11 protein-coding genes are annotated in these 12,730 nt (G+C 74.1%); all 11 read right to left on the bottom strand.

What is annotated here, in order from left to right; all coding sequences use genetic code 11:
- Positions 1 to 915, bottom strand: a 915-nt coding sequence (locus PSR1_RS16340) for an NFACT family protein (protein ID WP_193388372.1), incomplete at its 3' end; no start/stop codon positions are given.
- A gap of 548 nt (positions 916 to 1,463) precedes the next feature.
- Positions 1,464 to 2,426, bottom strand: a complete 963-nt coding sequence (locus PSR1_RS16345) for an ROK family protein (RefSeq protein WP_059438536.1) — start codon at positions 2,424 to 2,426, stop codon at positions 1,464 to 1,466.
- Between the two features lie 3 nt (positions 2,427 to 2,429).
- Positions 2,430 to 3,800: a phosphomannomutase/phosphoglucomutase gene (locus tag PSR1_RS16350; protein ID WP_059438537.1), complete on the bottom strand. Its 1,371-nt coding sequence runs from the start codon at positions 3,798 to 3,800 to the stop codon at positions 2,430 to 2,432.
- A gap of 169 nt (positions 3,801 to 3,969) precedes the next feature.
- On the bottom strand, positions 3,970 to 5,058 hold the full coding sequence (locus tag PSR1_RS16355; RefSeq protein ID WP_059438538.1) for a mannose-1-phosphate guanylyltransferase: 1,089 nt from the start codon (positions 5,056 to 5,058) through the stop codon (positions 3,970 to 3,972).
- Complete coding sequence (locus PSR1_RS16360) at positions 5,055 to 5,645, bottom strand: CoA pyrophosphatase (protein ID WP_059438539.1); 591 nt, start codon at positions 5,643 to 5,645, stop codon at positions 5,055 to 5,057. Before PSR1_RS16360 ends, PSR1_RS16355 begins: the two co-directional genes overlap by 4 nt.
- Positions 5,642 to 6,520: an undecaprenyl-diphosphate phosphatase gene (locus PSR1_RS16365; RefSeq protein ID WP_059438540.1), complete on the bottom strand. Its 879-nt coding sequence runs from the start codon at positions 6,518 to 6,520 to the stop codon at positions 5,642 to 5,644. The genes PSR1_RS16360 and PSR1_RS16365 overlap by 4 nt, the downstream gene beginning before the upstream one ends.
- A 13-nt stretch (positions 6,521 to 6,533) precedes the next feature.
- Positions 6,534 to 8,009 (bottom strand): adenosylhomocysteinase, encoded by a 1,476-nt coding sequence (gene ahcY / locus PSR1_RS16370; protein WP_059438541.1) that lies wholly within the window; start codon positions 8,007 to 8,009, stop codon positions 6,534 to 6,536.
- Positions 8,010 to 8,059: 50 nt separating this feature from the next.
- On the bottom strand, positions 8,060 to 9,040 hold the full coding sequence (locus PSR1_RS16375) for a metalloregulator ArsR/SmtB family transcription factor (protein WP_059438542.1): 981 nt from the start codon (positions 9,038 to 9,040) through the stop codon (positions 8,060 to 8,062).
- 191 nt (positions 9,041 to 9,231) lie between these two features.
- Positions 9,232 to 10,404: a methionine adenosyltransferase gene (metK, locus tag PSR1_RS16380; RefSeq protein WP_059438543.1), complete on the bottom strand. Its 1,173-nt coding sequence runs from the start codon at positions 10,402 to 10,404 to the stop codon at positions 9,232 to 9,234.
- Between the two features lie 151 nt (positions 10,405 to 10,555).
- Complete coding sequence (ptsP, locus tag PSR1_RS16385) at positions 10,556 to 12,352, bottom strand: phosphoenolpyruvate--protein phosphotransferase (protein ID WP_059438544.1); 1,797 nt, start codon at positions 12,350 to 12,352, stop codon at positions 10,556 to 10,558.
- Positions 12,349 to 12,621: an HPr family phosphocarrier protein gene (locus PSR1_RS16390; protein ID WP_011419212.1), complete on the bottom strand. Its 273-nt coding sequence runs from the start codon at positions 12,619 to 12,621 to the stop codon at positions 12,349 to 12,351. The genes ptsP and PSR1_RS16390 overlap by 4 nt, the downstream gene beginning before the upstream one ends.
- Positions 12,622 to 12,730 lie beyond the last annotated feature (109 nt).

A 12,730-nucleotide genomic window follows, 5' to 3' on the forward strand; every position in this document is an offset into this window, starting at 1 on the left:
GGCGCTCTCCACGATGCGGCGGTAGCGCCGGTAGTACCGCTCCAGGTTGGCCTGCGGCGTGAGCGCCGGGTCCACCGCCACGCGCACCTCGCGCGGGCCCTCCTCGGTCCACTCGGTGACCGTCACCTCGGTGGCGCCGCGCTTGACCGCGCGCAGGTGGGTCTTGAGCAGGTCGGCGGCGCGGCGGTCCGCCTCGGCGGCGGGCACCCGCGCCGCCTCGTCGGCGAGCTTCGCGAGGGCGCGTCCGGCCCGGGCCAGCGCCGCGCGCACCGGCTCCTTCAGCCGGCGCCGCCCCTCGGCGAGGCGCCGCTCCTCCTCGCGCGCGAGGTAGGCGTCCTCGATCGCGGCCGAGAGCGGGAACGGCGCGCCGGGCACCGGCGCGAACCGGAGCGCCCCCTGGCCGGCCTCGGAGCCGGACCCGGACCCGGCGGGCGGGAGCGAGGGCGGCTCGTAGGGCCGGCCCACGGCGAGGTCGCGGCGCTGCGACGGGCTGCGGACGGCGGCGGCGCGGATGATCCCGGCCGCGTCCACCAGGAACAGGTTGCCGTGGCGGCCGGTGAGCTCGGCGACCAGCCGCACCGGCCCGCCCCGCGCCGGGCCGCGATCGAAGGAGAGCGCCACCACCCGGTCGCCGGGGAGCGTCTCCAGGCCGGCGAGGCGCGCGCCCTCCAGCTCGCGGCGGAGGACCGCCTGGGCGGCGTAGGGGGTGTCGGGCTGCGGGGGGCGGCGGCGGGCCGCGTGGAGGCGGGTGACGTCGGGCTCGGCGGAGAGCAGCAGCAGCGCGTCGCCGGCGCGCCCGCGGAGCGACAGGGTGAGCGCCCGCTCCGCGTGCGCGCGCACCGCCTCGACGTACGCCCCGGCGAGCGGGGCGAGCTCGGCGACCACCTCGGCGAGCTCGCGTGCGGTGAGCGACATCGCGCCTCTTCGTACCCCGGAAAAGCAGCGGCCGCCCGGAGGCGGCCGCGGCGCTACGCTGGGTGGAAGCCCTGCGTTACTTCTTGCCCTTCTTCGCGACCTTCTTCTTCGCGGCCGGCTTCTTCGCAGCGGTCTTCTTCGCGGTCTTCTTCTTCGCAGCCATCTGTTCCCTCCTCGGAACGTCCATTCGATGTCGATGGACACTCAGGAATGGACAAGTTGTGCGGAGGTTAGCAGCGCGCGATCTCGCACGTCAAGGAAGCGACACGCGTTTCGCGCGCGCGATCTCCGCCGCGAGGCGTCGCGCACCCGGATGGATCCCGCGCCGCGGACGGGGTCGCCGCTGCGTCAATCCACTCAGCGTGATCGAGGAGCGGCGCCGCGGCGCGCGGGACGGGGTGCACGGAAATCGCTGGGGCGCAGCGAGTTGCGATCGACGCCGGCGCGCGCTCGCCGGCGCGCGGAGGCCGCGTCCTCGCGCGCGCGCGGCGCGCCTCCGGACGCCTCGAGGCGCGGGGCCGTGTGGCCCTCGCGGACACCCCTTCGATCTACTCGAGCACCGCGGCGCCGATGACCCCGGCGTCGTCGCCGAGCCAGGCGCGCTCCACGGTGAGCCCGCGCGTGGCCGACCGCGATACCGCGTCGTCGAACCGGCGGAGCGTCAGGTCGGCGAGGCGGGGTGCGCCCAGCAGCACGCCGCCGCCCAGGATGAGCCGGGCGGGGTTGAGCAGGGTGACGAGGTTCGCCACGGCGAGGCCGAGCAGCTCGGAGACCTCGTCCCACAGCGCCACGGCGTACGCGTCGCCCAGCGCGTGCGCCTCCTCCACCACGCTGGCGGTGACGCGGGCGAGGTCGCCCTCCACCAGCTCCAGCACCCGGGTGGCGACGCCGGCCGCGATCTCCTCGCGCACGCGCGCCGCCACGTTCACGCCCGAGGTGTACGCCTCGAGGCAGCCGAGCTGGCCGCAGCCGCAGCGGCGGGGCGTGAACCCCGGGCGCGGCAGGCGCACCTTGATGTGGCCGAGCTCCCCGGCCACCCCCTGCGCGCCGTCGTGCAGGCGCCCGCCCAGGATGAGCCCGGAGCCCACCCCCGAGCCGACGAACACCAGCACCACGTCCTCGATGCCGCGGGCGGCGCCGAAGCGCTTCTCCCCCCAGGCGGCGACCGACAGGTCGTTCGCGACGCGCACCGGCACCCCGAGCGCCTTCTCCAGCAGCGCGCCGAAGGCCACGTCGCGCCAGCCCAGGTTGGGCGCGTTCATCACCACGCCGGTGGCGCCGAGCACCTGCCCGGCCACGCCCACCCCGACCCGGCCCGCCGCCGCCGGCGCGATCCCGGCCGCGCCGGCCGCCTGGCCGAGCGCGTGGGCGACGGTCGCGACCACCGCCTCGGGCCCGCGCTCGTGCAGCGGCTCCTTGTGCGAGGCCACGATCTCGCCGGTGGCGCGGTCCACCACCGCGGCGCGCGCGTTGGTGCCCCCCAGGTCCACGCCCAGCGCGAGCCCCTTCACGGCCTATGCCCCCAGCTCGCGCAGCAGCTCGTCCACCTTGCCGCGCACCAGCGCCTGGATCTCGGCCAGCCGCGCCTCGGTCTTCGCCTCGAACCGCAGCACCAGCAGCGGCTGGGTGTTGGAGGCGCGCACCAGGCCCCAGCCGTCGGGGAACACCACCCGCACGCCGTCCACGGTCACCGCGTCGTAGCGGGCCGCGAAGAACTCCTGGGCGCGGCGCACCACCTCGAACTTCCTGTCCTCGGGGCAGTCCACCCGGAGCTCCGGGGTGGAGAACGTCCGCGGCACGTCGGCGAGCAGGGACGACATGGGCCGGTCGGTGTGGGTGAGCAGCTCGAGCAGCCGCGCCGACGAGTAGATGCCGTCGTCGAACCCGAACCAGCGGTGGGCGAAGAAGATGTGCCCGCTCATCTCGCCGGCGAGGAGCGCGTGCTCCTCCTTCATCTTCGCCTTGATGAGGCTGTGGCCGGCCTTCCACATGATGCCCCGCCCGCCCCGGGCGGCGATGTCGTCGTAGAGCGTGAAGGAGCACTTCACCTCGCCCACGATGGCGGCGCCCGGCTCCTCGGCGAGCAGGGCCCGGGAGAAGAGGATCATGATCTGGTCGCCCCAGAGCACGTTGCCCTTCTCGTCCACCGCGCCCACCCGGTCGGCGTCGCCGTCGTAGGCGATGCCCACGTCGGCCCCGGTCTCCAGCACCTTGCGCCGCAGGTGCTCGAGGTTCTTCTCCACGGTCGGGTCGGGGTGGTGGTTGGGGAAGTTGCCGTCCATCTCGATGAACAGCGGCACCACCTCGAACCCGAGCGCCTCGAACAGCGGCACCGCCACCACGCCGCCGGTCCCGTTGCCGGCGTCCACCACCACCCTCAGGCGGCGCTTGCCGAGCCGGAGGTTCTGCCGGACGTGCTCGCGGTAGGGCGTCACGATGTCGTGCGCGCGGACGGTCCCCTGGCCCGTGGCGAAGCGCCCGGCCTCCGCCTCGCGGCGCAGCGCCTGGATCTCCTCGCCGTAGTACGTGGCCGAGCCGAGCCCGACCTTGAGGCCGTTGTACTCCGGCGGGTTGTGCGAGCCGGTGATCATGCAGATGCCGTCCACGTCGAGCGTGTGGGCGGCGAAGTACGTGAGGGGCGTCGGCACCACCCCGAGGCTCACCACGTCCACGCCGGTGGAGGTGAGCGCCTCGGTCATGGCCTTCGCGAACTTCGGCCCGGAGAGGCGCGCGTCCCAGCCCACCGCCGCGCGCTTCCCGCCCGCGCCCCGGATGCGCGTGCCGAGCGCCTTGCCGACGAGCGAGACCGCCTCCTCGGTGAGGTCCTGGTCCACCAGCCCGCGGATGTCGTACTCGCGGAAGATGGTCGGGGAGAGCTTGGCCATGGTGGTCCTCGGTCGTGAATGTCGTGACGTGAGGCGCCGCGGGCAGGCTCCGTGCCCGGGGAGCGCCGGCGCCGCCCGGTTCCCCCCCGGGGCAGGCCGCCGGGCGGCTGTATAGCACCTCGGACCGGGGCCCGCGCGTCCCTCGGGGACGCGGGGGGCGGGGCGCCCGCTAGAGGAGCTCCTCGCGGCCGCGGCGGCCCAGCTCCTCGACCGCCTTGCGGACGTCCTGGGCGCGGTCGCGCCGGCACACCAGCAGCGCGTCCCCCGAGTCCACCACGATGACGTCGTCGAGGCCGATGACCGCGATGGGCCGGTCCTTCCCGGCCAGCACCACGTTGTTGCGGCCGTCGATGACGAGCGCGTCGCCCTCGGCCACGTTGCCGAGATCGTCGGTGACGCGGACGTCGGAGAGCGCGGCGAAGCTCCCCACGTCGCTCCAGCCGAACTCCGCCGGCACCACCGAGATGCGCGCGCTCTTCTCCATCACGCCGTAGTCGATGGAGATGGACGGGCAGTCGGGGAAGACGCGCTTCAGCGTGCGGGCGTAGGCGGGCGTGCCGAGCGTGCGGCGGATGGCCTCGAGCTGCTCGCCCAGCACCGGCATGGCGCGGCGGATCTCGTCCAGGATCACGTCGGCCCGGAACACGAAGATGCCCGAGTTCCACAGGTAGCTGCCGTCGGCGAGGTAGCGCGCGGCGGTGACCACGTCCGGCTTCTCGACGAAGCGCTCGACCTTGTGCGCGACCAGGCGCTTCCGGCCCTTCGCCCGCGCCGCCAGGCGCGGCCCGAGCTTCAGGTAGCCGTAGCCGGTCTCGGGGCGCGAGGGGCGGATGCCGATGGTGGCGATGGAGCCGGCCTCGGCGAGCTGGGCGGCCGCGGCGACGGCGTCGCGGAACGCCTCGGGGCGGCCGATGTGGTGATCGGCCGGCAGCATGGCGATGACGCCCTCGGGGTCCTTCGCGGCCACGTGGATGGCGGCGAGGCCCACGCACGGCGCGGTGTTCCGCGCGCACGGCTCGATGATGAAGTTCTCCTTCGGGAGCTGCGCCACCATGCGCCGGGCGGCGGCCGCGTGCCTCGGCCCGCACACGACGAACGTGTCCTTCGGCCGCGCCAGCGGCGGGAGCCGGCCGACCGTGGCCGCGAGCAGCGGCGCGTCGCCGGCGAGCGCCAGGAACTGCTTCGGGCGGTTGCGGCGCGAGAGCGGCCAGAACCGCGTGCCCGAGCCGCCCGCCATGATCACCGGGTAGATCTTCACGACGCCCTCCAGATGGACAGGAGCTCGGCGAGCACGCGCCCCGTCGCGCCCCAGATCACGTCCTTGCCGAACGAGAAGAAGTGCACGTCGAGCTTCAGGCCGTAGACCTCCCGCGGCTCGACCCGGTGCGCGCCGGGGCGGGAGAGCGCCGAGAGGGGGACGTGCAGGATCTCGTCCACCTCGTGCGGCGCGGCCGCGTACGGGTAGGGATATGGCACCGAAGCGACCCACGGCGTCAAGCGGAAGGCCGACGCCAGCACCAGCGTCTCGCTGAGCTGTCCCATGACGTCGGCACGGGCCGGCTCGAGCCCCACCTCCTCGTGCGCCTCGCGGAGCGCCGCGGCGAGGCTCTCCTCGCCCGGGTCGATCTTCCCGCCGGGGAACGCGATCTGCCCCGCGTGGCGGGACATCTTCATCGGCCGGCGGATCATGAGCACGTGGACCTCGCCGTGGAGGACGTGCAGCGGCACCAGCACCGCCGCCGAGGCGAAGCCGCCCCGGGGCAGGTGCTCGTGCGCGATCCGGTCCACCGGGGCCACCCCCGGCACGCGGGCGACCAGCGCCGCGGCGAGATCGTCGAGCGTCACGGGGCCGCGTGCAGGGCCGGCGGAGGCGGCGGGGGCGCCTCGGCGCCGGCGGGGAGGACGCCGGAGAGGATGAGCGCCGCGATGGCGGCGCCGGCGGCGATGCGCCAGACGACGAACACGTACGTGGTGCGGGTCCGCAGCCACGCGAGCAGCCAGTCGATGACGAGGTAGCCGGCCACCGCGGACACCACGGTACCGACCACGGTCGCGACCGTCCAGGCCGCCTCGCCCCGCAGGTCCGGGACGGTGGACCAGAGCTTGTACGCGCCGGCCGCGAGCGTGATGGGGACCGACAGCAGGAAGCTGAAGCGCGCCGCCGCCTCGCGGGTGAAGCCGAGCAGCATGCCGCCGGTGATGGTGGTGCCCGAGCGCGAGCTGCCCGGCACGAGCGCGAGCGCCTGGGCGACGCCGATGAGGAGCGCGTCGCCCGGGCCCACGTCCTCCACCCGCCGCCGGTGGCGGGCCAGGCGCTCGGCCGCGAGCAGGACCAGGCCGAGCGCCACCAGCGAGCCCGCGATGACCCAGTTGCCGAGCGCCTCGATCCGCCGCTCGAGCAGCTTCCCCGCCAGCGCCGCCGGCAGCGTGCCGAGGACGATGTACCAGCCCAGGCGCGACTCCGGCGTCCCGAGCGGCTTGCCCCGGGCCAGCCCCCGCGCCGACGCCGCCACCAGCCGCGCGATGTCGGCGCGGAAGTAGATCAGCACCGCCAGCGTGGTGCCGGCCTGGATGATCGTGACGAAGGCGCGGAAGCGCCGGTCGTCGAGCGAGTGGCCGAGCAGCTCGCCGAACACCAAGAGGTGCGCGGTGGAGCTCACCGGGAGGAACTCGGTGAGCGCCTGGACGAGCCCGAACAGCGCCGCGGAGACGAGGCTCATCGGCGGGCCGGGGCTAGTACCGGTAGTGGTCGGGCTTGAACGGGCCGGACTGCGGGACGCCGATGTAGGCCGCCTGCTTCTTGGTGAGCCGGGTGAGCCGGGCGCCGATCTGCTCGAGGTGCAGCGCGGCCACCTTCTCGTCGAGGTGCTTCGGGAGCACGTAGACCTGCTTCGCGTAGGCGGCGCGGTTCACCGCCAGCTCGATCTGCGCCAGCGTCTGGTTGGTGAACGAGTTCGACATCACGAACGACGGGTGGCCGGTGGCGCAGCCCAGGTTGAGGAGCCGCCCCTCGGCCAGCACCAGCACCCGGTGGCCGTCCGGGAACACGAACGCGTCGTACTGCGGCTTGATGTTCACCCGGGTGGTCGCCTTGCGCAGCCCGGCCATGTCGATCTCGTTGTCGAAGTGGCCGATGTTGCCGACGATGGCGCAGTCCTTCATCGCCTTCATGTGCTCGACGGTGACGACGTCGAGGTTGCCGGTGGCGGTGACGAACACGTCGGCCTCCTCGACCACGTCCTCGAGCCGCACCACCTGGTAGCCCTCCATCGACGCCTGCAGCGCGTTGATGGGGTCGATCTCGGTGACCACCACGCGGGCGCCCTGCCCGCGCAGCGCCTGGGCGCAGCCCTTGCCCACGTCGCCGTAGCCGCAGACCACGCACAGCTTCCCGGCCAGCATCACGTCGGTGGCCCGGTTCAGCCCGTCCACCAGCGAGTGGCGGCAGCCGTACAGGTTGTCGAACTTCGACTTCGTGACCGAATCGTTCACGTTGATGGCGGGGAAGAGCAGCGTCCCGGCCTTCTGCATCTCGTAGAGCCGGTGCACGCCGGTGGTGGTCTCCTCGGTCACGCCGGCGCAGGCCTTCGCCACCCGGGTCCAGCGGCGCGGGTCCTTCTTCTGCTCGCGGGCGAGCAGGCGCAGCACCACCTCCAGCTCCTCGGAGTCGGCGCTGGAGGGCGGCGGCACCTTGCCGGCCTTCTCGTACTCGGCGCCCTTGTGGATGAGCAGGGTGGCGTCGCCGCCGTCGTCCACGATCTGCGTGGGGCCCTTGCCGCCGCCGAAGTCGAGCGCGCGCTCGGTGCAGTCCCAGTACTCCTCCAGCGTCTCGCCCTTCCAGGCGAACACCGGCACGCCGCGCGGCGCCTCCGGCGTCCCCTCGCGACCCACCACGATGGCGGCCGCGGCGTGGTCCTGCGTCGAGAAGATGTTGCAGCTCGCCCAGCGGACGTCGGCGCCGAGGTCCACCAGCGTCTCGATCAGCACCGCGGTCTGGATGGTCATGTGCAGCGAGCCGGTGATCCGCTGGCCGGCGAGCGGGCGCTGGCGCGCGTACTCGCGCCGGACCGCCATCAGGCCCGGCATCTCCTTCTCGGCGAGCTCGATCTCCTTGCGGCCCCAGCCGGCCAGGGAGAGGTCCTTCACCTTGTGCTCCAGCGGCGCCGGGGCGCTCGGGGCGGGCTTCTTCTTCGCGGCGGAAACGGCCATGGTGCTTCTCCTTTGCGTGGAACGGATGGAAGGTCGGGTCGAGGGCCGGCTCAGGTCCGGGCGGGCCGCTCGCCGGTGCAGGCGACGAGCCCCGGGCCGCGGGCGCCCGGCTCGGGCGGCAGCGCCCGCGCCGTGACGCCGGCGGCGCCGGCCCTGCGGAGGAGCGCGGCGAGCGCGTCCGGCTCGAAGCCGGGGTGGACCTGGCCCATGCGGCGCCGGAGCGCCTCGTCCTGGTGGCGCGCGGCGTCGAGCACCACCAGCCGGCCGCCCGGGCGCAGCACCCGCACCGCCTCGGCCAGCGCGGGCGCCGGGTCGTCCAGGTAGGCGAGCACCAGCACCAGCAGCGCCGCGTCGCAGCCGCCGTCCTCGAGCGGCAGCGCCGCGAGGTCGGCCTCGTGCAGCTCGACGTTGTCGAACCGGGCGGTGCGCCGGCGGGCCGCGCGCAGCATCGCGGCGGAGCGGTCCACCGCGATCACGCGGCGCACCCGCGGCGCCAGCTCGGCCGCGACCGCGCCGGTGCCGCAGCCCAGGTCGGCCACGGTCCAGCCGGGCGGCACCAGCGCGAGGAGCGCCTCGGCCGCGACGCCGCGCCCGTAGACCCGGGCGCGCAGCCCGTCCCAGGCGCCGGCCGCGCCGGCGAAGAAGCGCTGCGCCTCGTCGCGGCGGGCGCGCACGGCCCGCAGCCGCGCCGCGTCGGCGCGGGCGACCGCCCACCCGTCGCTCTCGGCGCGGGCGAGCTGCCACAGCTTGCGCGCGCCCGGGTCGAGCTCCGCGGCCCAGCCGTACAGGCTCTGCGTGCCCTCGCGCCGGGCGGAGAGCCAGCCGGCGTCGGAGAGCGTCTTCAGGTGGCGGGACACGGTGGACTGCGGCAGCGCCAGCACCTCGCGGAGCTCCAGCACCGACAGCTCGCGCGGCTCCAGCGCGCGCAGGGCGCGGAGCCGGATCGGGTCGGCGAGCAGCTCCATCCAGCCGAGCAGGGCCTCGGGGCGCCGGCTCGGGGCGGCGGGGCGGGCGGGGGCGAGGCGAGGCATCAATCCATCCGGATGGACGGATAGCTAGTCCACCCGGCCGGCCCGGTCAACTCCCCGGCCCGCGGCGCCCGCAAACGAGGCGGCCCGCCCGGAGGACCGGACGGGCCGCGAGCGGCGGGGCTGGATTGGTGGGGCCCCGCGGGCCCTTCGACGGGCTCAGGGTCCGTGGGGCGGGGCGCAGCCCCGTCGGATCAGATGGAGGCCACCGCGCGGATCTTGGACAGCCCGGCCGCGTCGGCGAGCGCCTCCTTCTTGTCGGTGCGCTCCCAGGTGAAGGTCTTCTCGGTGCGGCCGAAGTGGCCGTAGGCGGCGGTCTTCTCGTAGACCGGGCGCAGCAGGTCGAGCCCCTCGATGATCGCGCGCGGCGTGAGGCCGAACACCTCGCGGACGGCGCGGGCGATCTTCGCCTCCGGCACCTTGGCGGTGCCGAACGTGTCCACCATCACCGAGACCGGCTCGGCCACGCCGATGGCGTACGCCACCTGCACCTCGCAGCGCGAGGCGAGGCCGGCCGCCACCACGTTCTTCGCGATGTAGCGCCCCATGTACGCGGCGGAGCGGTCCACCTTCGACGGGTCCTTGCCGCTGAACGCGCCGCCGCCGTGGCGGCCCATGCCGCCGTAGGTGTCCACGATGATCTTGCGGCCGGTGACGCCGGTGTCGCCCATGGGGCCGCCGATGACGAACCGGCCGGTGGGGTTGATGAGGATCTTCGTCTTGCGGTCGATGAGCCGCTTCGGCAGCGCCTTCGCGATCACCTGCTCGCGGACCGCCTCGTGGAGCCGCTTGTTCGAGACCGCCTCGGCGTGCTGCGTGGAGACCACCACCGTGTCGATGCGGGCCGGGCGGCCGTCGCGGTACTCGACCGACACCTGGCTCTTGCCGTCGGGGCGCAGGACGTCGAGGCCGGCGCGGCGCGCCTTCGCGAGCTGCTTCGTGACCGCGTGCGCGTACTGGATGGGCGCCGGCATGAGCTCCGGCGTCTCGTCGCACGCGTAGCCGAACATCATGCCCTGGTCGCCGGCGCCGCCGGTGTCCACGCCCTGCCCGATGTCCGGGGACTGCTGGTCCACCGCCACCAGCACCGCGCAGGTGTTGGCGTCGAAGCCCATGTCGCCGCTGGTGTAGCCGATGCGGCGCACCGTCTCGCGGGCGAGCTTCGGGTAGTCGATGCGCGCCTTGGTGGTGATCTCGCCCGCGATCATCACGTAGCCGGTCTTGAGCAGCGTCTCGCAGGCCACCCGGCCCTTGGGATCCTGCCGGAGCACCGCGTCGAGCACGGCGTCGGAGATCTGGTCCGCCATCTTGTCGGGATGGCCCTCCGTGACCGACTCGGAGGTGAAGAGGAAGTCCTGGAGCGGCATGTGTTCTCCTCCGGCGGCGGGGGTGCCCGGGCGGGACGGGCAAGGTACGCGCCCGGCGCGCGCGGTGTCAATATGGCGGACGCGCTGCCGCCGCGTCCGTCCGATCGGAGGGCGCCCCCGCCGGACGTGGCCGTCCGGACGGTCGCCCCGCTCAGCCCTGGCCGGCCGGCTCGGCGTCGTCGTCGCCGTCGAGCAGGCCCGGGAAGCGGCGGGCCATCTCGGCCTGCACCTCGTGCTCGATGTCGTCCGCGGTGGTGAGCGCGAGCAGCCGGTCCACCAGGGCCCGCCCCTCCTCGGCGCGGGCCGCGCGGATCACCCGCTTCACCAGCGGGATGGACGGGCCGTTCATGGACAGCTCGCTCACGCCCAGGCCGAGCAGCACGAGCGCGTTCACCGGCTCGCCCGCCATCTCCCCGCACATCGACACCGGCACGCCCGCCGCCCGGCCGGCGTCGCAGATGAGCTTCAGCAGCCGCAGCACCGCGAGGTGGAGCGGCTTGTAGAGGTAGGCGACGTCCTTGTCCTGCCGGTCGATGCCGATCGTGTACTGGATGAGGTCGTTCGTCCCGATGGAGAAGAAGTCGCACTCGGCGGCGAGCCGGTCCGCGATCATGGCGGCGCTGGGCAGCTCCACCATGATCCCCACCGGCACCTGCCGGAAGGGCACCCCCTCGGCGCGCAGCTCGTCGGCGGCCTGGCGGAGCGCGTGCTTCGCCGCCCGCAGCTCGGCCACCCCGGAGATCATCGGGAACATGACGCGCAGGTTGCCGTGCACCGACGCCCGCAGCAGCGCGCGGAGCTGGGCGCGGAACATGTCCGGCTGGCGCAGGCAGTAGCGGATGGCGCGCAGGCCGAGCGCGGGGTTCTCGGCGGTGACGCGCATGCCGGCCGGGAGCTTGTCGCCGCCCAGGTCGAAGGTGCGGATGGTGACCGGGCGCGGGGCGAGCGCCTCCAGGATGCGCCGGTAGTTCTGGTAGTGCTCCTCCTCGCCGGGCAGGTCCGACCGGCCCATGAACAGGAACTCGGTGCGGTACAGCCCCACCGCCTCGCCGCCGTGCGCGAGCAGGCTCGGCACCTCCTCGGCGAACTCGATGTTCCCGGCCAGCCGGACGGTGAGGTCGTCCTGGGTGCGGGCGGGCAGGTCCCGGGTGGCGAGCAGCGCCTTCTCGCCGGCGAGCTGCTTCTCGCGGGCGGCCTCGTAGCCGGCCCGCTCGCCCGGGCTCGGGTTGATGACCACCACCCCGCGCCCGCCGTCCACCACGATCCAGTCGCCGCGGTCGGCGACGGCGGTCACCCGCCCCACCCCCACCACCGCCGGCACCTCCAGCGCGCGGGCCACGATGGCGGTGTGCGAGGTCTTGGCCCCGGCGTCGGTGACGAAGGCGGCGACCTTGTGCTCGTGCAGGAGCAGCGCGGTGTCGGCGGGGGAGAGGTCGTGCGCCACCACGATGACGCCCTCGGGCGGCACGTCCTCCACGTCCGGCGCCTGGCCGAGCAGGTTCTTGATGATCCGCTCGCCCACGAAGTCCACGTCGGCCCGGCGCTCCTTGAAGTAGTCGTCGGCCTGCTCGTGGAAGGCGTTCTTGATCTTGCGGGTGGCGCGCTTCACCGCCCACTCCGCGTTGAGCCGCTCCTCCCGGATCTGCCGCTGCGCCTCCAGGACGAGCATCTCGTCCTTCAGCATCATCCGGTGCATGTCGATGATGGCGGTGTGCTCGGCGCCGCCCGGGACCTGCGACTCCTCCACCTTCCCGCGCACCTCGGCGAGCTGCACGTCGGAGATCTCGAGCGAGGTGCGCAGCCGCGCCAGCTCGGACTCGACCTCCTCCGGCGTGAGCCGGCGCTTCGGGGTCCGCACCCGCCGCCGCTCGATCGTCCAGCAGCGCCCGATGGCGATGCCGGGCGAGGCCCCGATGCCGACGAGCGTGGTGGCGGACGACCGACTCATGTCTCCCCGAACCCGTTCTCTATCACCTTGGCGAGCGCGGTCATGGCCTGGTCGGCGTCGTCGCCGTCGCAGGTCACGGTGATCTGCGAGCCCTTCGCGGCCGCGAGCGTGAGCACGCCCATGATGCTCTTGCCGTTCACCTGCATCCCGTCCTTCTCGACGTGGATCTCGGACTTGTAGCGGTTCGAGGTCTGGACGAGCTGCGCCGCGGCGCGCGCGTGGAGGCCGAGCGTGTTGACGATGACGAAGGTGCGCTCCTGGTGCGGCATCCCTAGCTGCTCCCGTGGAGGTGGCCGAGGAGGAGCGCGGCGCCGACCCCGGCCAGGGTGGCGACGTAGGCGGTGGGGAGCAGGCGCGCGCCGCGGGCCAGCGCCGCGT

Origin of the sequence: Anaeromyxobacter sp. PSR-1 (genome assembly GCF_000964525.1) — a bacterium.
Lineage (GTDB): Bacteria > Myxococcota > Myxococcia > Myxococcales > Anaeromyxobacteraceae > Anaeromyxobacter.